17 protein-coding genes, 1 tRNA gene and 1 pseudogene are annotated in these 19,486 nt (G+C 69.2%); 12 read left to right on the forward strand and 7 right to left on the reverse strand.

Features of this window, described 5'->3' with window-relative positions:
• Window positions 1-6: 6 nt before the first annotated feature.
• Together EBN03_RS00120 and EBN03_RS00125 are read right to left on the reverse strand one after the other, a co-directional pair.
• Window positions 7-1,047, reverse strand: a complete 1,041-nt coding sequence (locus EBN03_RS00120; protein ID WP_122185803.1) for an extracellular catalytic domain type 1 short-chain-length polyhydroxyalkanoate depolymerase — start codon at window positions 1,045-1,047, stop codon at window positions 7-9.
• Between the two features lie 140 nt (window positions 1,048-1,187).
• Complete coding sequence (locus EBN03_RS00125) at window positions 1,188-2,195, reverse strand: crotonase/enoyl-CoA hydratase family protein (protein WP_122185804.1); 1,008 nt, start codon at window positions 2,193-2,195, stop codon at window positions 1,188-1,190.
• 64 nt (window positions 2,196-2,259) lie between these two features.
• Between EBN03_RS00125 and EBN03_RS34795 the strand changes: the two genes are divergently transcribed.
• Window positions 2,260-3,318 carry a GNAT family N-acetyltransferase gene (locus EBN03_RS34795; RefSeq protein ID WP_233608004.1) on the forward strand — a complete coding sequence of 353 codons (1,059 nt, stop codon included), beginning with the start codon at window positions 2,260-2,262 and terminating at the stop codon, window positions 3,316-3,318.
• Between the two features lie 108 nt (window positions 3,319-3,426).
• Here the strand turns inward: EBN03_RS34795 and EBN03_RS00135 are convergent, their stop codons facing one another.
• Window positions 3,427-4,806 carry a serine hydrolase domain-containing protein gene (locus EBN03_RS00135; protein ID WP_122185805.1) on the reverse strand — a complete coding sequence of 460 codons (1,380 nt, stop codon included), beginning with the start codon at window positions 4,804-4,806 and terminating at the stop codon, window positions 3,427-3,429.
• A 150-nt stretch (window positions 4,807-4,956) separates the two neighbouring features.
• Here EBN03_RS00135 and EBN03_RS00140 point away from each other — a divergent pair, with 150 nt between their 5' ends.
• Together EBN03_RS00140 and EBN03_RS00145 are read left to right on the forward strand one after the other, a co-directional pair.
• Window positions 4,957-6,129, forward strand: a complete 1,173-nt coding sequence (locus EBN03_RS00140) for a hypothetical protein (protein WP_147471416.1) — start codon at window positions 4,957-4,959, stop codon at window positions 6,127-6,129.
• Complete coding sequence (locus EBN03_RS00145; protein WP_122185807.1) at window positions 6,126-6,440, forward strand: hypothetical protein; 315 nt, start codon at window positions 6,126-6,128, stop codon at window positions 6,438-6,440. Before EBN03_RS00140 ends, EBN03_RS00145 begins: the two co-directional genes overlap by 4 nt.
• Window positions 6,441-6,480: 40 nt before the next feature.
• Here EBN03_RS00145 and fadD8 read toward each other — a convergent pair whose 3' ends face one another.
• The 3 genes from fadD8 to EBN03_RS00160 all read right to left on the reverse strand — a co-directional run bounded on the left by fadD8 (window position 6,481) and on the right by EBN03_RS00160 (window position 9,832).
• The gene (fadD8, locus tag EBN03_RS00150) at window positions 6,481-8,088 is read right to left on the reverse strand and encodes a fatty-acid--CoA ligase FadD8 (protein ID WP_122185808.1); all 1,608 of its coding nucleotides are present in this window, start codon (window positions 8,086-8,088) and stop codon (window positions 6,481-6,483) included.
• Window positions 8,089-8,112: 24 nt separating this feature from the next.
• Window positions 8,113-9,306, reverse strand: coding sequence for a thiolase C-terminal domain-containing protein (locus EBN03_RS00155; RefSeq protein WP_122185809.1), 1,194 nt, complete (start codon window positions 9,304-9,306; stop codon window positions 8,113-8,115).
• A gap of 453 nt (window positions 9,307-9,759) precedes the next feature.
• Window positions 9,760-9,832, reverse strand: a tRNA-Ala gene (locus tag EBN03_RS00160).
• Window positions 9,833-10,045: 213 nt separating this feature from the next.
• Here EBN03_RS00160 and EBN03_RS00165 point away from each other — a divergent pair.
• The 7 genes and pseudogenes from EBN03_RS00165 (at window position 10,046) to EBN03_RS00190 (ending at window position 17,203) form a co-directional block, all read left to right on the forward strand.
• Complete coding sequence (locus EBN03_RS00165) at window positions 10,046-10,489, forward strand: GyrI-like domain-containing protein (protein WP_122185810.1); 444 nt, start codon at window positions 10,046-10,048, stop codon at window positions 10,487-10,489.
• Window positions 10,486-10,926 carry an effector binding domain-containing protein gene (locus EBN03_RS00170; protein ID WP_122185811.1) on the forward strand — a complete coding sequence of 147 codons (441 nt, stop codon included), beginning with the start codon at window positions 10,486-10,488 and terminating at the stop codon, window positions 10,924-10,926. The genes EBN03_RS00165 and EBN03_RS00170 overlap by 4 nt, the downstream gene beginning before the upstream one ends.
• A 45-nt stretch (window positions 10,927-10,971) precedes the next feature.
• Window positions 10,972-11,166 carry a hypothetical protein gene (locus tag EBN03_RS33565; protein ID WP_147471417.1) on the forward strand — a complete coding sequence of 65 codons (195 nt, stop codon included), beginning with the start codon at window positions 10,972-10,974 and terminating at the stop codon, window positions 11,164-11,166.
• Window positions 11,167-11,199: 33 nt separating this feature from the next.
• On the forward strand, window positions 11,200-11,937 hold the full coding sequence (locus EBN03_RS00175; RefSeq protein WP_122185812.1) for a hypothetical protein: 738 nt from the start codon (window positions 11,200-11,202) through the stop codon (window positions 11,935-11,937).
• A complete protein-coding gene (locus EBN03_RS00180; RefSeq protein ID WP_122185813.1) occupies window positions 11,934-14,066 on the forward strand; it encodes an Rv1355c family protein in 2,133 nt (710 codons plus the stop codon). The genes EBN03_RS00175 and EBN03_RS00180 overlap by 4 nt, the downstream gene beginning before the upstream one ends.
• Window positions 14,067-14,152: 86 nt before the next feature.
• Window positions 14,153-15,959, forward strand: a pseudogene (locus tag EBN03_RS00185) (putative bifunctional diguanylate cyclase/phosphodiesterase).
• 116 nt (window positions 15,960-16,075) lie between these two features.
• A complete protein-coding gene (locus EBN03_RS00190) occupies window positions 16,076-17,203 on the forward strand; it encodes a glycosyltransferase (protein ID WP_122185814.1) in 1,128 nt (375 codons plus the stop codon).
• 10 nt (window positions 17,204-17,213) lie between these two features.
• Here the strand turns inward: EBN03_RS00190 and soxR are convergent, their stop codons facing one another.
• Window positions 17,214-17,726, reverse strand: a complete 513-nt coding sequence (soxR, locus tag EBN03_RS00195) for a redox-sensitive transcriptional activator SoxR (protein WP_122185815.1) — start codon at window positions 17,724-17,726, stop codon at window positions 17,214-17,216.
• A gap of 131 nt (window positions 17,727-17,857) precedes the next feature.
• Here soxR and EBN03_RS00200 point away from each other — a divergent pair, with 131 nt between their 5' ends.
• Together EBN03_RS00200 and EBN03_RS00205 are read left to right on the forward strand one after the other, a co-directional pair.
• Window positions 17,858-19,111: an arginine deiminase gene (locus tag EBN03_RS00200; protein ID WP_122185816.1), complete on the forward strand. Its 1,254-nt coding sequence runs from the start codon at window positions 17,858-17,860 to the stop codon at window positions 19,109-19,111.
• Window positions 19,112-19,119: 8 nt separating this feature from the next.
• Window positions 19,120-19,479, forward strand: a complete 360-nt coding sequence (locus EBN03_RS00205) for a GntR family transcriptional regulator (RefSeq protein WP_122185817.1) — start codon at window positions 19,120-19,122, stop codon at window positions 19,477-19,479.
• Window positions 19,480-19,486 lie beyond the last annotated feature (7 nt).

A 19,486-nucleotide genomic window follows, 5' to 3' on the forward strand; every position in this document is an offset into this window, starting at 1 on the left:
CGGCGGCTACCCGGGCAGGCACCGGTAGCCGTCGCCGGTGCGCTGGACGCGGGAGAAGAAGTCCCAGGCCAGCGCCGCGGCGTTCGGGCCGCGCGGATCCGTGAAGGGCGCGGCGTCCGGGGCGGGAGAGCCACCCGACCAGAAGTGGTCCATGCCGTGGATCGTCCAGGCTTGCAGGACAGGACAATCCCGGTCCGCCAGGGTCCAGGTGGACACGGTGAACGGGTGTCCGCCGGGGGTGTCGGCGACACCGTCGTGGGTGTCGGCGGGTAGCGCGGGGATGCGGTCCGGGTCGTCGTGGGCGGCGAGGGCGAGATTGTCGGTGAGCCGCCACTGTTCGACCGTGTCCTGTGCGCAGCGCTGCGGGACGGTGGTGTCGGCGTCGCCCTGGAAGTCGACGACCGGCAGCACCCGAGTGTTCGCACCCTGAGCCGAGAAGGCCTGCGCGGCGAGTTGTTCCGGAGACATGGTGGGCAGGTAGAGGTTCAGGCAGCCGAGCGCGCCGTGTGCGAAGGGGGCGCCGGAGTGGATCCCGATGGCGGCGTACAGGTCGGGGAACCAGCCGCCTAGTAGTGCGGTTTCGTATGCGCCCGAGGACATTCCGACGGCGTAGATGCGATCCGGGTCGACGCCGTAGCGGTCGGCGGCCAGCCGGGTCATGCCCGCGACGGCGGCGGCGTCACCCGAATCACGTGACTCGCCATCGGGATTCAGCATTCCCGACCAGCAGCGGTTCTGCCGGGTATCGAGCGGGCTGCCGTCCACGTACAGCACCACGAACCCGTCCCGCCGGGCGATCGGGTCGAGCTCGATGGACTGCTCCTGCTGAACCGCCGTGGTCTGGCAGCCGTGGACCACCACGACCATGGCCGGATGCTCCGAGACCGTCGCCGGCACCACCGCGCGGAAGGTGTAGGTCGTGTCGTTCGCGGTGAAGCTGTCGTCGACCACCTGATCCGCCGGGGGATCGGCGGCTGCCGTGGTCGCGGTGGCGACCAGCAGGCCGGCCAGGGCGGTGATCAGCAGCGATCGACGGGAGCGCGACACGGGTCCTCCTTCGCGGCGGAGGCAGTCGGATCCGGGGCGACGACCTCGGTACCGAGAATTGTCGCGGCACCGTGCTGCGCGCGGCTAACGACTCGCGGTCGGTGGGGGCACGGTTCGGGCAGCTGGTCGTGATCCGGGGCTCACTCCTGGAAGGCGGCGCGCTTGTGGTCGCCGAACGGCTCGTCGCGCTCGCGCACCGCTTCCCGGAATCCGGCTGTGGCCGCGCGCAATTGGAAGGCGTAGCCCTCGCGCGTGTGCCGGGAGATGCCGTCGAACACGGTGCTGATCATCGCCGAGTTGGTGACCCCCTGGGAGTGCAGGGCCGAGTTGAGGGCGAGTTTCGCCATCATCAGCTGGTTCACCGGCATGCGCGCGATCCGCGCCACCAGTTCCTCGGTGCGGTCGTCGAGTTCGGCTGCGGGCCAGGACTCCACGGCCAAGCCCCATTCGGCGGCCTGCTTGCCGCTGATGCAGTCGCCCGTGAACAGCAGCCGCTTGGCGCGCTGGTCGCCGAGGCGGTGCGCCCACATGCCGGCGGCCGGGATTCCCCACACCCGGGTGGGCGGGTAGCCGATCTTGGTGTCGTCGGCGCAGATGATCTGGTCGCTGTAGAGCGCGATATCGGTGCCGCCGGCCACGCAGAAGCCGTGCAGTTTGGCGACCGTCGGCTTGTTCGCGTGCATGAGGCTCGCGAAGCCGCGGTTGAAGCGGCTCATCATCGCGTAGTCGACCATCGGATCCCAAGTGCCCCAGGGATTGTGGTTGGCCGCCTGGGCGATCGGGTCCAGCACCGTGCCGGTGATCTCGTCCGCCCGTTGTCCGGCGCCGCCCTGCTCGGCGAAGGCGCCGAGGTCGTAGCCGCCGCAGAAGCCCTTGCCGCGGCCGGACACCAGGATGACGTGGACGCGGGGATCGAGATCTGCCCGCTCGACCGCGTGGGCCAGGTCGAGCGGGGTGTCGTTGGTGATGGCGTTGCCGTGCTCGGGCCGGTCGAAGGTGATGCGGGCGATGCGGCCGTCGCGCTCGTAGGTCAGCGTCCGGTACTCGCGGTCCGCCGCGGGTTCGCCGCGCCCGGCGAGCGGGGAGCCGGGTGCTTCCGTCCAGTTCTCGTACCAGGCCGCGGGACGCTGGCCATCGTGTTCGGTCATGCTGCCGAGCTTGACTCGAGCCCGCTTCACAGTCAAGGTTGACTGTGAAAATAAGGGAGCGACGATGACCAAGCGCGACGAACAACGCCGGGCGACCCGGTTGCGCATTCTGGACGCCGCGGCCGAGCTGCTGGCCGGCCGCGGCTACTCCGCGCTGACCACGGTCGCGGTGCAGGACGCCGCCGGGCTCAGCCGCGGTGCGCTGCTGCACCATTTCCCGACGACGAACGAGCTGACCACCGCGTTGGTCGCGCACCTGGTCGAGCGCAACGAAGCCGAAACCCGCAGTGTGGTAACTCGGCTCGGCCCGGCAGCCGACCCCGTCCACCGCGCGCTCACCGCGCTCGACGCGGCCATGTCCGCGCCGTCGGCCCAGGCCGAACAGGAGCTGTGGGCGGCGGCCCGCACCGATCCCGACCTGGCCCGTGTCCTGCGCTCCGCCGAACGCCGCGCGGGCCGGGACCTGCTGCGCGTGGTGGACGAGCTGTTCGGCGCCGAGCTCACCGCCCATCCCGGCTATCCGGCGGTCCGCGACCTCACCGTCACGATGTTGCGCGGCATCGCGGCCGCCCGCCCGCTGCGCACCACCGCCCACGCCGAACGGCTCACCCTCGACCGCTGGGCGGCGGTCGTTCGAATCCTGCTGGCGGACACCGGCGAACTCCACATCCGCGTCGACGATCTCTCCGGCCCCGAGATCGCCACCTTCCTGCGCGAACACGTCACCGAAATGGCGGCCAACTCGCCCGCAGGCAGCATGCACGCCCTCGACCTCGATGCCCTCCGCGCCCCGGGTGTGACCTTCTGGACCGCTTGGCAGGCCGGCGAATTGGTAGCCTGCGGCGCGATCTCCGACCTGGGCGCCGGCCACGCCGAACTCAAATCCATGCGCACCGCCCGCACCCGCACCCGCTCGGGCCTGGCCTCGAAGCTGCTGAGCCACATCCTGTCCGAGGCGAAGGCCCGCGGCTTCACCCGCATCAGCCTGGAAACCGGCTCCCGCGACTTCTACGCCCCCGCCCAGCGCCTCTACCTGAAACACGGCTTCGACTACTGCGAACCCTTCGGCAACTACCGCCCGGACCCGCACAGCGTCTTCATGACTCGCGCTCTCGGCGACTGAATTGCGCAGCTCGACACTGTATCCGGGCGGGAAGCTGGGGCGAAGCGGAGCGCGGTAAGCCGGGCACGCCTCGGTGCGGGGCGGCCGGCACGGTCGGAGCGGCGGAGACTACCGGCGGGTGAAGGCGCGACCGGCGAGGCCGAAGCCGGTGACGGTGCCGTCGGCCGCACGGCTGAAGCGGCCGCGCTGGCCTTCGAGACCGCCTGCGGTGACGATGTATTCGTCGGTGTCGCCGGGAAGCAGGCCCATGGGGGCAGCGGGGAGGTCGGCGGGGACCTCGGCGCCGGCGGCGGCGCGGATCTCGGGCCTGATCATGCATTCGATCGTGAGGCCGGTGCCGTCGGTGGCGATGTCGACGGTCATCACGTCGTTGCCGTAGGTGCCGACGATCTCGGCGGCGCGGGCCGGGTCGAAGGGGATCGGCTCCGGGGCGACGTCGACCAGGCCCAGGTAGTGCTCGAGGGCCCAGGCGGTGACCGCCTTGATCACCGCCATGCCGCCGTCGGGGCCCTCGTTGGTGGCCACCGTGATCGCGAAGTCGTGGCCGGGCACGATCAGCAGGTCGGTGAACTGGCCGTTGGTCGAGCCGCCGTGACCGAAGGTGGCGGTGCCGGCGATCTCCTTCAGGAACCAGCAGATACCGAAGGCGTCGGCGAGCGAGCTGTTCGGCACCTCGACGGTGGGCTCCCGCATCTGCCGGACCAGGTCGGCGGGCAGCAGCCGCACGCCGTCGTCGGTGCGGCCGTCGCGCAGGTGCAGCCGGGCCAGGCGCAGGACATCGGCGACCGAGGACGCGGCGGCGCCGCCGGCGTTGTTGGCGCGGGAGTCCTTCCAGCGGCCCGCGTCGGAGAGGGTGCCGTCCTCGTTTCGGTTGTGGCCCTTCGACACTCGGTGGGTGACGGCGGGCAGGTCGGCGTAGGTGGTGTGGGCCAGGCCGGCCGGTTCGAGCAACAGCGACCCGACGGCGTTCTCGAAGGTCTCGCCGGTGACCTTCTCGATGATGCGGCCGGCGAGGTTGAAGCCGATCTGGCTGTAGGACGCCTGCTCGCCGGGCTTGCCGATCAGCGCCAGGTCGGCCAGCTTCGCGACGTAGCTCGCGAGGGCGTCGTCACCCTCGCCGGTGTCGTCGCGCAGCCGCCAGTCCAGGCCGGCGGTGTGGTTGAGCAGTTGCCGCACAGTGATTTCCGCGGCGGCCTGCTCGTCCGGGAGCGTGAACTCCGGCAGGTACCGGCGCACCGGCGCGTCCAGCTCCACCCGGCCGTCGGCGACCAGCCGCATCAGGGCAGTCGCGGTGAACGGCTTGGCGAGCGAGCCCAGCACGAAGACCGTGTCGCGGTCGACCGGCTCGGGGTCCACGATGCTGTTCACACCGTGCGACACGTAGATCTCCGCGCCGCCGGACCAGATCCCGACCGCGACGCCGGGAACGTCGAACTCGGCTGCTGTGGCCCGGACGAACTCGGCGAGTGCGATGGTGTTGTCGGACATGATGTTTCCCTCCGGGTGTGTTCTCGGCGGCTGCGGTGTGGTCCGTTCCGCTGTGCTGAAACAAAGTTTCGAACCCTGCCCTTGGGGCAAGGTCAAGCACGAATGTGGAATCGGTCTGGATATCTCTGTGGTGGCCGGTACGTTCTAGGAGTGGGGAGATCGACGGAGATGGGGGACCGACCGCGACAGTGGCGGCGGCTGACGGCGATCGTCGCGGCAGTGGTGGCCGCGGTGGTGGTCGTCGCGCTCCTGCCCGCCTGGTGGTGCGGGCGGGACGCCTCGGCCTGGTACACCGGTGATCCCGCCCGGGTGCACGGGCTCGCCGCGGAACTGGTGGCCTTCGAAGCCGACGACGATCGGCAGCGAGCCGACGGTTCCGGCCACGAGCTCACCGGCATGTGGGGGCTGCTCGCCCATCAGATGACGGCGCTGGGGCTCGCGCAGGTGTGCCTGGCGCACCCCGAGTGGCGGAACCAGCTCGCGCCGGTCGCGACCCGCGCGGCCGCCAAGAGCCTGCGGCCCGAACTGCGTGAGGTGTTCACCACCGCCTGGCACGAGGACGGCGCGGCGGTGCCGGAGAGCTCGCACGGACACGCGTACCTGTCGTATCCCGCACTGGCACTGGGGATGGCGCGCCTGGTCGATCCGGCGTTCCCGCCCGACCTGGCCGCCACACACGACGCGCTGATCGCTACACTCGAGCGACGGCTGCTCGCCGCGCCGACCGCGTTGCTGGAAACCTATCCCGGCGAGGCATATCCGACCGATGTGGCGGCCGTCGCCGGCGCGATCGCGGTGCACGGCCGCGCCACCGGCACCGATCATGCGGCGGCCCTGGCGCATTGGGCACGGCAGGTGCGCGCGATCCAGATCGATCCCGGCACCGGGCTCGTGGTGCAGCGGATGGGAATCGACGGGCACGCCCACGACGCCCCGCGGGCGTCCGGGACCGGATTGGCCGCCTATTTCGCGGGTTTCGCCGACCGGTCCGTCGCCCGCCAGCTGGCGACCGCGCTGTTCGGCCAGGAGCGCGACATCGCCGGGTTCGCCGCCATCCACGAGTACGGCCACGGCTACGACGGCTCCGGTGATATGGACAGCGGACCGGTCGTCCTGGGAATCTCGGTGTCGGCCACCGCTTTCGCGTTCGCACCCGCCCGCGTCTTCGGCAACCGCGATCTGTTCACCGGCCTGTTCCGGACCACCGACCTGTTCGGTCTGCCGGTGTCGAGCGGATCCCGGGTCCGGTTCGCGAACGGCGGGGTGATCGGGAACGCGCTGCTGCTGGCGTTTCTGACCTCGGGCCCGGAGGTGGCGAAATGACCTTCACCGCATGGGTTTCCGCGCGCAAGTGGCTGCTCAGCGGCCTTGCGATGGCGGTGGTGGGGTATGTCGTGCTGCGCGCGGTCCTCACGGCACTGTCGGCGCGAGCCGGGTTCGGTTCTCCGGACGGCCCGACCCTGGCCTTCCTGGCGGTCGCGGCAATGGTGTCGGCGCTGCGGGGACTACTGCTGATCGTGGTTCCGGCGGTCGTCGCCTATCGGCTCGCTTCCTGGGCGGTCGGCCGGTTCCTGTCGCGACCATCGAAGCACGACCCGAAAAGCCCTGTCGTACAACAAAATCAGAGATCGTGAACCGGGTACGGCCGACGATCTCGGCCGCACCCGGTAGTCGTCACGCGATACCCAGGCGCTCCTGGGCGATGACGCGGATCGCCTTCTTGTCCGGCTTGCCGAGGCCGGTCAGCGGCAGCTCCTCGATGATCACCACGTGCTTGGGGACCTGGACCGAACCCTTGCGCTGCTTGACCGCGGCCTGGATCTCGGCGGTGACCACCTCGACCGCGGCCGGGTCGGCGGCGGTCTCCGCCTCGAGCACCAGCACCGCGGTGACGGCCTCGCCCCACTGCGCGTCCGGCACACCGACCACGGCGACCGTGAGCACCTTCGGGTGTTCGGACACAACGTCTTCCACCTCGCGCGGGAACACGTTGAAGCCGCCGGTGACGACCATGTCCTTGGACCGGCCGACGATGAACAGGAAGCCGTCCTCGTCCTGGCGGGCCAGGTCGCCGGTGCGCAGCCAGCCGTTCTTGAAGGTGTCGGCGGTGACCTCCGGCAGGTTCAGGTAGCCGGCGGCCAACAGCGGTCCGGAGACACAGATCTCGCCGACCTCACCGGGCGCCACCTCGTTGTCCTCGTTGTCGCGCAACGACACTCGGATCGCGGTGGACGGGCGACCGCAGGATGCCAGCCGCTCCTTGTCGTGTTCGTCCTTGGCCAGGTAGCTGATCGCCATCGGCGCCTCGGACTGGCCGAAGTATTGCGCGAAGATCGGACCGAAGCGATCGATGGCCTCCTGCAACCGATTCGGGTCGATCGCGGAGGCGCCGTAGTACACGGTCTCCAGCGAGGACAGGTCGCGGGTGTGCGAATCCGGGTGGTCCAGCAGCGCGTAGATCATGGACGGCACCAGCATGGTCGCCGAGATCTTGTGCTCCTCGATGGCGCGCAGCACCTCACCGGCGTCGAAGCGCGGCAACACCACTGCCTGCCCGCCCAGCAGCACGGTGGGCACGAAGAACGCCGCCCCCGCGTGCGAGAGCGGGGTGCAGATCAGGAACTTGGGGTGGCGCGGCCACTCCCATTCCGAAAGCTGCACCTGCGTCATGGTGTTCATCGTCTGCGCGGTGCCGATCACGCCCTTCGGCTTACCGGTGGTGCCGCCGGTGTAGCTGATGGAGATGACGTCGGTGGGCAGCAGTTCGGTGGCCTCGACCGGGCGCGGTTCGTAGCTGTCCGCGACGGCCAGGATGTCCACGCCGACATCGGCGAGCTGGTCCGGGACCGGGCCCAGCACCAGGATCTTGGTCAGGGTCGGCACCAGGTCGACCAGTTCGCGGGCGCGCTGGACGAACGCCGGCACCGGGTCCAGGATCAGGGTCGAAATGCCCGCGTCGGTCAGGACATACGCGTGGTCGTCCAGTCCGCCGATCGGGTGCAGGGCGGTGCGGCGGGAGCCGACGATCTGGCCCGCGCCGATGGTGAACAGCACCTCGGGCCGGTTGAGGGCCAGCACACCGACCGGGGTGCCGGTGGTGACGCCGTGCGCGGCGAACGCGTCGATGTAGCGGCTCATGCCGTCGAGAACCTCACCGCCGGTGAGGATCTGGTCGCCAAGGGTGAGCACCGGCCGGTTGCGGTGGCGCTTGAGCCCCGCCACCAGCGCGTGCCCGTTGTGCACCGGCAGCCGGAGCAAGGTGTCGGGATCGATTGTCGTCATGGGATTCTCAACTCCGTCCGATGGTCACGCGGTCGGCGCCGCGTACAGGGTGACGACGACCGCGCCGCCGAGGCCAAGATTGTGTGCCAGTGCCGTGCGGGCGCCCGCGACCTGCCGCTCACCGGCGAGTCCGCGCAGCTGCCAGTTCAATTCGGCGCACTGGGCCAGACCGGTCGCGCCGAGCGGGTGGCCCTTGGAGATCAGGCCGCCGGACGGGTTGACCACCCAGGTGCCACCGTAGGTGGTGGCACCGGACTCGACCAGGGCGCCGGATTCGCCTTCGCCGCACATGCCGAGCCCCTCGTAGGTGATGAGCTCGTTGACGGTGAAGCAGTCGTGCAGCTCGATCACGTCGACGTCATGGATGCCGATTCCCGCCCGCGCGAACACCTTCGAGGCCGCCGCGCGGGTCATGCCCTTGCCCACCACGTCGATCATGGACCGGGTGGCGAAGGCGGAGGCGTCGTCGGTGGCCAGCTCCTGGGCGAGGATCTCGACGGCCTGACCCTCGAGTCCGTGCGCCTTGACGAAGTCCTCGCTGACCACGACCGCCGCGGCCGCGCCGTCGGACATGGGGGAGCACTGCGAGCGGGTGAGCGGACCGTGCACCGGCTTGTCGCCGAGCACCTGCTCGAGGGTGTACGCATCCTGGAACTGCGCGAACGGGTTCCGGGTGGAGTGCTCGTGGTTCTTGACCGCGACCGCCGCCAGCTGCTCGGGCGTGGTGCCGTAGCGCTTCATGTGCTCGATGGCGGCGTTGCCGAAGAACTGGGTGGTGATGGGCGCCGCGGAGAACTCGAAGAGCTCCTTGTTGACCTTCAGGTGCGCGTCGACCGTGGTGGCCTTGGGCTTGGTGGCCGGTCCGGCCATGGCCTCCTTGGTCATCTGCTCGAAGCCGACCGCGAGGGCCACGTCGGTGATGCCCGCGGCGACCCATTCGCGGGCGAACATCAGCGCGGTGGAACCGGTGGCGCAGTTGTTGTTCACGTTGACGATCGGGATGCCGGTGAGGCCGATGTCGTAGAGGGCGCGCTGCCCGGCGGCCGAGGGCTGGAAGACGTAGCCGACCGCCGCGCGCTGCACCTGGTCGTAGGTGACGCCGGCGTCCTTCAGCGCGCCGTTCACAGCCTCGGCGACCATCTCCGGGTAGGTCCACTCGCGGGAACCGATCTTGACGAACGGTGTCATGTTCACGCCGACGACGAAAACGCGTTTCATAAAGCTGTCCACTCCTGATCTTCCACCGTTCTGCGCGGCGGTGCGCGGCAGGTGCCCGGCCGTGACGGTGCGTCCTACTCTTCGGACAGTACCTCGAAACAGGAACGTGTTCTAGAAATTGCGCAGGTGGACCTGGCGCGGAAAGTGTGCGGGCCGGTAGCTGTGGGGTGGGTCATGTCGCGGCGACGTAACGGCGCGTGATCCGGCGGCGATACCCCGGTGAGCGCAAGGGTGACACCGGCCCACATGTGACGTGTAGCGAGATAGTCGTTCGTTACGGGAAGCGAGTGGGCATATACCGGGTTGTGATGTCGGACAGGGTGACATCCTGTGAGCTGGGCACTCGACCTGCTGTGCTCCTGGTCGGCGCGAGCGTCGGCGCCGGTACCGAGCGGACCGGCAAACGAACAACGGCCCCGAACTCCATGGAGGTCAGGGCCGTTACCGGAATTGTGGAGCTAAGGGGAATCGAACCCCTGACCTTCTCGATGCGAACGAGACGCGCTACCAACTGCGCTATAGCCCCGTGGCCCTTGCGGGCCAACGGGAAAAACTCTAGCAGCTGTCGGGCGGTGGACCGAATCGCCTGGTCACCGGCCCGACGGAAGCGAAGGGGTGCGTGAGGAGGGTGCTTGTGCCTAGTATGCAAGACATGTAGCCACGAGTTTGCACCAAGGTGTGTACCGAGCAGGTTGCGGTATGAGTTCGTGGTTGACGAGAGATTTTTCGGAGAGTTTCGATGCGGTTCGAGATCGTCGAACGGGACGAGGTCTGGGTGGCCGGGCTTCCCGTGCGTAGCCCGAAGCGCGCGCTGGGCGAGCTGTGCGACCGCGATCTGGACGCGGCCTGGAGTGCGGTGCTGCACCAGGAGATGGGCGGCCACTGGGCGAGCGCCTACACCGACTACTCGGCCGACCTCGGCACCTACAACACCCAGATCGTCGGCTATCAGTGTGAGCGCCTCGATCAGGTGACCCGGGGACACGTGGTGGCCCGGCTGCCGCGCGGTACCTACGCGAAATTCTCCGCCGTCGGCGACTTTCCGCAGATCATGACCGATCTCTGGACTCAGATCGGCTATGCCGAGGAACACAATCTGATCAAACGCACCTTCACCGGTGACTTCGAGTGCTATCCGCACAATTTCAAGATCGAGCTCTATCTGGCGGTGCAGCCACGATGAGTTACTCGATCGTCGTGCGGAACGAAGCTGTCTACGGTGGGCTCGTCGTTCCGCGAGTGCGCCCCAGCTTCAAGGTCAGTACCGGTGATCTCGTCGAATTCCTGCGCGAACGTCTGCGTGAACGTGACGATGCGGATCCGGCGCAGCCGATCTATTCCGTCTATGTTCCCGACCCGGCCGGCAATTACAACGTCGTGGTCGGCTACGACTATCCGTCTCCCGCCGAAGTGCCGGTGGGTGACGTGCTGATCCACGTACCGAAAGCGGTCTATGCACGCTTCATCCCCAATGGAGACTATCGAGATCCGGTAGAAGACCTGTGGGCGCAGGTGGACGACGCCGTGGCGTCGGCCGACATCGCCCGTGCCTACCGCGAGGAGATCGAAATCTGGCGCAGCGCAACCGATGTCGAGTTGCTGATTGCGATACTGATCTGACGGGGAGTGTTTGCGTAAATTTAGCTGAATCAATACCGACCGGTCGTGTCTGATCTGTACTGCCTCTTCTTCAACAAAAAGGATGAGCTGCAGATATTTCAGACTTTGCGTACAGGTTTCGGGATATTTGCCGAGCAATCGATCAATTTCGGTCGGATAACAGTCGGCATGACGGATACTGCCAAGGCGGCCCGACCTGAGCGCTCCACAGCGCCGGAAGGCCGCACCGCATCTGCGTAGAAGTCTGCGCAGCAACGGAGTGGGGAACTCTTTATGACTGCCGAAACGGTCCGAATCGCGCCGGTGACCGCAACAGAAGGCGATGTGCACTTTCGCGACGCGCTGTCCGGCTGCACATTCCGGGCAGCGACCCCGGAAACCCGGCCCGACCTGTGGCTCGACTACTTGGAAGGCGCACAGGACGCATATCGCCACTTCGGTGTGGAAGACGCGCTCGAATACACCCGGATGTGGAACGGCTCGTCGACATCGCTGTTCATCGTGGCCTGCGACAGTGACGGCCGAGTCGTTGCCGGCCTGCGCGCCATCGGTGCCTACGAACACCACGAACAGCCGCACGCGCTCGAGGAGTGGGCCGGACAGCCCGGTGAGCCGGAACTTCGCCGGATGATCGCCGGCCGGATCGACAGCGGCGTCGTCGAGGTCAAGGCCGTCTGGGTCGCGCGCGACGTGCCCAACCGCTCGGCGCTGGCCGCCGCGATCTCCCGCTGCATCGTGCACGCGGCCTGGCTGCTCGGCGCGCGGTACGCGCTGGTGACCGCGTCCGACCACGCCGCGACCCGCTACCGCACCACCGGAGCCGTTCCCGCCGCCGGGATTCCGGCCGTGCCCTACCCCGATGCCCGCTATCGCACGATCCCGCTCTGGTGGGACACTACGACCTGCAGGCAAACATCGGATCCGGCTCAGGGAGTGCTGATGGCAGCGGAGCAGACCGTCATGGCAGCCGAGGTGCTGCCGTCCGGCACGGAAGCCTGGCGGGTCGGATGACCGCCGAGTCCGTCCCCGAACAGCAGTATCGGCCGGTCCTGCTGGACCCGGCGGACGCCGCGGACGCCGCGACGCTCGCCGAACTCCGCGACACCCCCGGCATCGACGTGCGCGACCTGCGCGCCGAGCTGCGGATCGAGCGGGACGGACTCCTCGACGCCCCCGACCTCGGCGAGACCGCCGCCGACGATCGCTGGGCCTACTACCCGTGGCGCAATGCGCTCGTGGGCGTCCCCGGCCCGCGCACCATGCGCACGATCCGGCTGGACCGCAACCGGAACAAGCTGTCCCAGGCCGAGCAGGAACGACTCGGCACCCAGGTGATCGGCGTAGTGGGACAGAGCGTCGGCCACGCGATCGCCTACACCCTGGCTCAGGAGGGCACCTGCGCCGAGCTGCGGCTCGCGGACTTCGACGAGCTCGAACTCGCCAACCTGAACCGCGTCCCGGCCGGCCTGTTCGACCTCGGCCTGAACAAGGCGGTCGTCACCGCCAGGCGGATCGCCGAACTCGACCCCTACTTCCCGGTCGTCGTCTATCCCGCCGGGATCACCGACGACAATATCGACGAGTTCTTCACCGGCCTGACCGCCGTGGTCGAGGAATGTGACTCGATGGACATCAAACTGGCGGTCCGCGAGGCCGCCCAGCAGTACGCGATCCCGCTGCTCATGGAAACCAGCGACCGCGGCCTGCTCGATATCGAACGCTACGACCTGGAACCCGGCCGCCCGCTGTTCCACGGCCTGCTCAACGGCGCCACCCGCGCCGACCTGCGCGGCCTGTCCACCCGCGACAAGGCGCCCTATGTGGCCCGGATCCTCGACCCCGCGGGCATGTCCGTGGACTTCGCCGCCGGCCTGGTCGAGGTGGACCAGACGCTGTCGAGCTGGCCGCAGCTCGGCGGTGACGTGCAGCTCGGCGGTGCCAGCGTCGCCGCGGCGATCCGGCGGCTCGGCCTGGGCCGGCGGCTGCCCTCGGGCCGCACCCGGGTCGACCTGGAACAGTGCCTGGACGCCGTCGCCGAACCCCCGCTGGTCGCCGACCTGGACTGGTCGGCCGCCGCGGCCGAGGACCGCCCGGTGGTGGCGAACGACGCCGACACGCCCGCCGAGGCGGTGGTGGCCTGCGCGCTGCGCGCGCCCTCCGGCGGCAACGTGCAGCCCTGGAAGATCACCGCCACCGACGACGAGGTCCGGATCGACTTGGACCCGGCGGCGAGTACCGCCATGGATGTCGAACTGCGCGGCAGCGCCGTGGCCGTCGGTGCCGCGTTGTACAACGCGCGCATCGCCGCCGCCGCGCGCGGCGTGCTGGGCGACGCCGAGTATGTGGAGACGCCGGGCGGACTGACCGCGACCCTGCGCCTGACCCCCGGCACCGATCCCGAACTGGCCGGGCTGTATCCGGGCGCGCTGGCCCGCCACACCAACCGCCGCCTGTTCGACGGCGAGCCGATCGGCGCGGACGTCCTGGACGCGCTGGCCGCCGCCGCGGCCGAGCAGGGCGGCCTGGTCCACGCGGTCACCGATCGGGCGTCGATCGCGACCGCCGCGGAACTGCTCGGCGCGTCCGACCGCATCCGCTACCTGGACGCGAATCTGCACGCGGAGATGTTCGCCGAACTGCGCTGGCCCGGCGACGACCTGCGGACCGGCCTGGATCTGCGCACCCTCGAACTGAAGCCCGACGAGCTGGCCAAATTCGGCATCGGCAAGCGGGCCGACGTCATGGCGCGGCTGCGCGAACTCGACGCCGGCGTGGCGCTCGGCGAATACACCGTCGACCGGGTCGTCTCCAGTTCTGCCGTGCTGGCGGTGACCGTCGTTCCGGCCGGTCCGGAACCGGATCTGCGCGATTACGCCCGGGCGGGCGCGGCCCTGGAACGGCTGTGGATCGAGGCCGGCGAGCGGGGTCTCGCGGTGCAACCCGTCTCGCCGGTATTCCTCTATGCCAGACACAAGGTGGAGGCGCATGCCGTTTCCCCCGGGTTCGCCGATACACTAACGTCGATTCAGAACCGTTTTCTGGACCTGCTGGCGGTGCCCGAACATGAGATCATTGCCTTGGTACTCCGGCTCGGCCATGCGACGACCGCCTCGGTTCGCAGTAGGCGGCTGCCGACGTAGGGCGCGGGTACCCGCAGTGAGATCGGAGACATAGGTTGCCTCGGCGGACACTCGACTCGCTGGTGACCTCGGTTGCCTCGGAGTTGATGGGCGTTGACGCCACGACCATGGTCGCGGCGAGTGAACGCGTGCTGCAGCAGCTTGTCGAGCACTTCGACGTCGACTTCAGCTACCTGCGCCACACCGACCGGGATCGGCGGCTGTCGGTCCTGGTCGCCGAGTGGCCCGAGCGGCACGACGTCCCGAAGCCGGATCCGCTGCAGGTCGTCCCGTTCGAGAGCGCGGACTCGGTGTTCGCCGAGCTGGAGTTCCGGACCGAGCCGCTGATCGTGCGCCCCGACCTCGGCAGCGCCGACTATCAGCACAACATTCGTGAGGCCAGCGGCGTCGACCAGGTGTCGATGGCGTGCGTGCCGTTGCTGTCGCGCGGTGTGTCCGACCGGGTTCCTCGGTTTCGTCAAGATCGGCGACCGCGAGTGGAGTACCCGCGAGATCAACGTGCTGCGGGCGATCGGGGCGTTGTTCGCCCAGTTGCAGGCGCGCGTGGTGGCCGAGGAGCGGCTGCGATTCATCGCCAACCACGACGACCTGACCGGACTGGGCAACCGGCGCGCACTGCTCGAGTACATGGAGCAGCGGCTCGCGCCCGGACAGTCCGGGCCGGTGGCCACCTTCTTCCTCGATCTGGACCGGCTCAAGGCGCTCAACGACTTCCTCGGCCACACCGCGGGTGACAATTTCATCCGCACCCTGGCCACCCGATTACGCGAGCACCGCGACCCGGTGGACATGATCGCGCGGCTCGGCGGCGACGAGTTCGTCATCGTGCCGGCCAAACCGATGGATTCGGTGGAGGCCGAACTCGAGGCGACCCGCATCCAGGAACTGATCGGCCGCCGGGTGACCGTCGGGGACGAGTCGGTGAGCCGCGCGGCCAGTGTCGGCGTGGCGCTGGGTGTCCCGGGCGAGACCACCGTCGCCGACGTGCTGCGCCGGGCCGACCACGCGCTGCTGGCGGCGAAGTCCGGCGGCGGAAACGGGATCGCGGTGTTCACCGACACCATGCGCGCCCAGTTCGAGCTGCAGGACGACGTCGAGCTGAACCTGCGCGGCGCGGTCGCCGACGGTTCGCTGATCCTGCACTATCAGCCCGAGGTCGATCTGCGGACCGGCCGGGTGGTGGCGCTGGAGGCGCTGGTCCGCTGGCAGCATCCGACCCGCGGCCTGCTGCCGCCGGGCGCGTTCGTCGGGGTCGCGGAGGCGACCAACCTGGCCGGTGAGCTGGGTCGCTGGGTGATCCGCACCGCGTGCGCCCAGTTCTCCGACTGGCGGCAGCGCGGACTGGCCAACGATGTCGTCATCCGGATCAATGTGTCGCCGGTGCAGCTGGTGAGCCTGGACTTCGTGGAGTCCATGGAGGACACGTTGCGCCGCTTCGGGATCGACGGCAGTTCGGTCTGCCTGGAGATCACCGAGCACATCGTCGTGCAGGACCTGACCCGCACCCAGGTCACGCTGCGCGGGCTCAAGCGGATGGGTATCCAGATCGCGATCGACGACTTCGGGACCGGCTACAGCTCGCTGTCGCATCTGAAGGCGCTGCCGGTCGACGCGGTGAAGATCGACCGTGGTTTCGTGCAGCGGCTCGGTGCCAGCACCGACGATCTGGCGATCGTGAAGTCCATTGTCGGCCTGGCCGGTTCGTTCGGGCTGGGTGTGGTCGGTGAGGGTGTGGAGACGGCGATCGCCGCCCGGACCCTGGTGGGGCTGGGTTGCTATCGCGCGCAGGGCTTCTTGATCGCGCGCCCGATGCCGGCCGAGCAGGTGGAGGCCCATCTGGCCGCCGGGCGGATTCCGCTGGATCTGGAGTTGCCCCGGGTGCCGCGCGGATAGTTTCCATTTGGTGAACCGTCCATGAACGAATAGTTACTCAGTCCGTCATTTCTAGTTCACCTTCTGTTCACCGTCTGTTCGGTTGGTGGGCTGGGGGGCGGGCAACGATCTGGCATGTGCGGATTGTTCAGTTGGCGAACTTCTACGGCCCGCGCTCCGGGGGCGTGAAGACCGCGCTACACCACCTGGGAGACGGGTACGTGGCGCAAGGCCACGAAGTAGTGCTGGTGGTGCCCGGTAAGCATCACGACGAAGAGATACTGCCCGGCGGAGTCGTGCGGATCACGGTGCCCGCCTTGGGGATTCCGTGGACCGGCGGCTACCGCGCGACCGACCCGCGCCGGGTCGCCGACGTGCTGACCGCGCTGCGGCCCGACGCGATCGAGGTCTCCGACCGGCTCACCCTGCGCGGCATGGGCCGCTGGGCCCGCCGCCGCGACGTCACCAGCGTGATGATCTCCCACGAACGGCTGGACCGGCTGCTCGGCCAGGTACTGCCCGGTCCGCTCGCCCGCCGCGGCGCCGACGCCGCCAACCGGCGCACCGCCGCCGACTACGACATGGTCGTCTGCACCACCGAATTCGCGCGCGAGGAGTTCCAGCGCATCGACGCGCCCAATGTCGCGCTGGTTCCGCTCGGCGTGGACCTCGACACCTTCTCCCCGCTGCGCCGCGACAGCCGGCTGCGCGACGAACTCGGCGCCGCCCGGCACCCGCTGCTCGTCCATTGCGGGCGGCTCTCGGTGGAGAAACGAGTCGACCGCAGCGTCGAGGCCGTGGACGCGTTGCGGCGCAACGGTGTCGACGCCCGCCTGATCGTGGTGGGCGACGGCCCGCGCCGCGAGGCGCTGGAACGCCGGGCCCGGGCCATGGGCCCGCTGCCGGACGGGCAGCCGCGAGTGCATTTCACCGGCTTCGTCGACGACCGCGACCAGCTGGCGACCCTGCTGGCCAGCGCGGACGTCTCCCTCGCGCCCGGACCGCACGAGACCTTCGGCCTGGCGGCGCTGGAGGCACTGGCCGCCGGAACCCCCGTGGTCGCCAGCCGGACCTCGGCACTCGCCGACATGGTCACCCAGGACTGCGGCGCGGTGGCCAAGAACAGCGCGGCCTCCTTCGCGCAGGCCGTCAACGACGTGCTCGCGCTGCCCGCGGCCGAGCGGCGGACGGCGGCGCGCACGCGCGCCGAGCAGTACACCTGGTCGGCGACGGTGGACGGGATGCTGGCGGTTCTGGCGAAGTAGCTGGTGCGGCTCAGCCTTCGTTCGGGCAGCAGTAGCTCGATTGTTCCTGTGCCGCAGTGAGATTCACATCCAGCGTGCGGGCGCCCGGGCCGAGGTTGCCGAGCCGGTCCTGCGGATTCACCAGCCGGCAGCTGCCCAGCGACAGACAGCCGCAGCCGATGCACCCGGAAAGGTTGTCGCGCAAGCGAACCAGCTGTTCGATCCGTTCGTCGAGATCGCGGTGCCAGAGCGTGGACAGCCGCTCCCAGTCCTTCCGGTTCGGAGTGCGACCTTCCGGGAGAGTGTCCAGCGCGCGGCGAATCTCGTTGAGCGGGATACCGACTCGCTGTGAGATGCGGATGAACGCCACCCGCCGCAGCGTCTCGCGGTTGTACCGGCGCTGGTTGCCGCTGGTGCGGCGGCTGGTGATCAGCCCTTCGCGCTCGTAGAAGTGCAACGCCGACACCGCGACTCCGCTGCGTTCGGACAGCTGCCCCGGGGTGAGCTCCCGCGCCTGCCACGGTGCCGGATGTGTCGTGGTCACCGGTGCCTCCCTTCGCCCGCCGCCGCGCCGGGCCTCTCCTCGACCTTACTTCAGGTCGGCGGGCCGGACGCCGGGACGGTGTGCGGGGGGATTTGCGTGCCAACCACGCCCCCGCCCACTACGGTCTAATCATGGAACACCTGGCTGTGCCGTCGGCGCGACCGTTTTCCGTGACCTCCGAGGTCGGTGAACTGGGCACGGTGCTGCTGCACCGGCCCGGCGACGAACTGCGCCGGCTCACCCCGCGCAACAACGACCAGCTGCTGTTCGACGCCATTCCCTGGGTGGAACGGGCCCAACAGGAACACGACACCTTCGCCGAGGTGCTGCGCCGGCGCGGCGTCGAGGTGCTGCTGCTGGAGACGCTGCTCACCGAGACGCTGGCGGTCAGCGGCGCCGGGCGCAGTACCGGTATCGCCGCGGCGGTGGACGCCCGCCGGCTCGGTTACGGTCTCGCCGAACAGCTCAAGGCCCACCTGCGGGGTATCCCCGCCCCCGAACTGGCCTATATCCTCACCGCCGGAATGACTTTCGACGAGTTACCGTTCGCACCCGACGGCACCTCGCTGGTGCGCCGGATGCACCACGGCACCGATTTCGTGATCGAGCCGCTGCCCAATCTGCTGTTCACCCGGGACTCGTCGTTCTGGGTCGGCCCCAAGGTGGCGATCACCTCGCTGGCCCTGCCGGCGCGGGCACGCGAGACCTCGCTGACCGACCTCATCTACGCCTTCCACCCCCGGTTCCTGGGTGTGCGCCGCGCCTACGAATCGCATGCCGCGCCGATCGAGGGCGGCGACGTGCTGCTGCTGGCGCCCGGTGTGGTCGCGGTGGGAGTGGGGGAGCGGACCACCCCGGCCGGCGCGGAGGCGCTGGCCCGCAGCCTGCTCACCGATGATCTGGCGCACACCGTGCTGGTGGTGCCGATCGCGCAGAACCGCGCCACCATGCACCTGGACACCGTGTGCACGATGGTCGACGTCGACGCCATGGTGATGTACCCGATGATGCGAGACTCGTTGACGGCCTTCACAATTCGGCGGGTCGGCGGTGGTTCCGGGCCCGGTGCGCCGGCCGCCGCGGTCGAGATGACCGGCCCCGACGACTTCGGTGCCGCCGCCGCGGCGGCCATGGGCATCGGCAAACTCCGCGTCATCGACACGGGTCTCGACGCGGCCATAGCCGAACGGGAACAATGGGACGACGGAAACAACACGCTGGCACTGGCGCCCGGCGTGGTGGTGGCCTACGAACGTAACGAGAACACCAATGCGCGCCTGCAGGACGCGGGCATCGAGGTGCTGACCATTCCGGGATCCGAGATCGGGTCCGGACGTGGCGGCCCGCGCTGCCTGTCGTGCCCGCTGGCCCGTGCCGAGGTATAGGCGGCGTAATGCTGGATCTACCGGTCGACCACTACTCGACGGTGCCTCCCTACGAGCAGTTACGTCAGGCCATCGTGGCCCGGGTGCGCACCGGTGAACTGGCGGCCGGGACCAAGATCCCGACCGTGCGGGCGCTGGCCGCCCAGCTCGGGCTCGCCCCCAACACCGTCGCCCGCGCCTACCGGGAACTCGAACAGGACGGTGTGCTGCAGACCCGCGGCCGGCTCGGCTCGTTCATCGCCTCCTCCGGCGACCCCACCCGCGACGCCGCCGGGCGGGCGGCCACCGAATACGTAGCTGTCATCCGCCGGCTCGGCCTCGACGACACCGCCGCGCTGAACTTCCTGCGCGCCGCGCTCGCCGACTGAATTCGGG

Origin of the sequence: Nocardia stercoris (genome assembly GCF_003696265.1) — a bacterium.
Classification (GTDB): Bacteria; Actinomycetota; Actinomycetes; order Mycobacteriales; family Mycobacteriaceae; genus Nocardia; species Nocardia stercoris.

Excerpts from the sequence above, each read along its gene's own strand:
- EBN03_RS34795 (WP_233608004.1), top strand. The coding sequence starts at position 2,260 with ATGACCAAGCGCGACGAACAACGCCGGGCGACCCGGTTGCGCATTCTG.
- EBN03_RS00155 (WP_122185809.1), bottom strand. The coding sequence starts at position 9,306 with ATGAAACGCGTTTTCGTCGTCGGCGTGAACATGACACCGTTCGTCAAG.
- EBN03_RS00135 (WP_122185805.1), bottom strand. The coding sequence starts at position 4,806 with ATGTCCGACAACACCATCGCACTCGCCGAGTTCGTCCGGGCCACAGCA.
- EBN03_RS00125 (WP_122185804.1), bottom strand. The coding sequence starts at position 2,195 with ATGACCGAACACGATGGCCAGCGTCCCGCGGCCTGGTACGAGAACTGG.
- fadD8 (WP_122185808.1), bottom strand. The coding sequence starts at position 8,088 with ATGACGACAATCGATCCCGACACCTTGCTCCGGCTGCCGGTGCACAAC.
- EBN03_RS00200 (WP_122185816.1), top strand. The coding sequence starts at position 17,858 with ATGGAACACCTGGCTGTGCCGTCGGCGCGACCGTTTTCCGTGACCTCC.
- EBN03_RS00205 (WP_122185817.1), top strand. The coding sequence starts at position 19,120 with ATGCTGGATCTACCGGTCGACCACTACTCGACGGTGCCTCCCTACGAG.
- EBN03_RS00175 (WP_122185812.1), top strand. The coding sequence starts at position 11,200 with ATGACTGCCGAAACGGTCCGAATCGCGCCGGTGACCGCAACAGAAGGC.
- EBN03_RS00170 (WP_122185811.1), top strand. The coding sequence starts at position 10,486 with ATGAGTTACTCGATCGTCGTGCGGAACGAAGCTGTCTACGGTGGGCTC.
- EBN03_RS00180 (WP_122185813.1), top strand. The coding sequence starts at position 11,934 with ATGACCGCCGAGTCCGTCCCCGAACAGCAGTATCGGCCGGTCCTGCTG.
- EBN03_RS00165 (WP_122185810.1), top strand. The coding sequence starts at position 10,046 with ATGCGGTTCGAGATCGTCGAACGGGACGAGGTCTGGGTGGCCGGGCTT.
- EBN03_RS00145 (WP_122185807.1), top strand. The coding sequence starts at position 6,126 with ATGACCTTCACCGCATGGGTTTCCGCGCGCAAGTGGCTGCTCAGCGGC.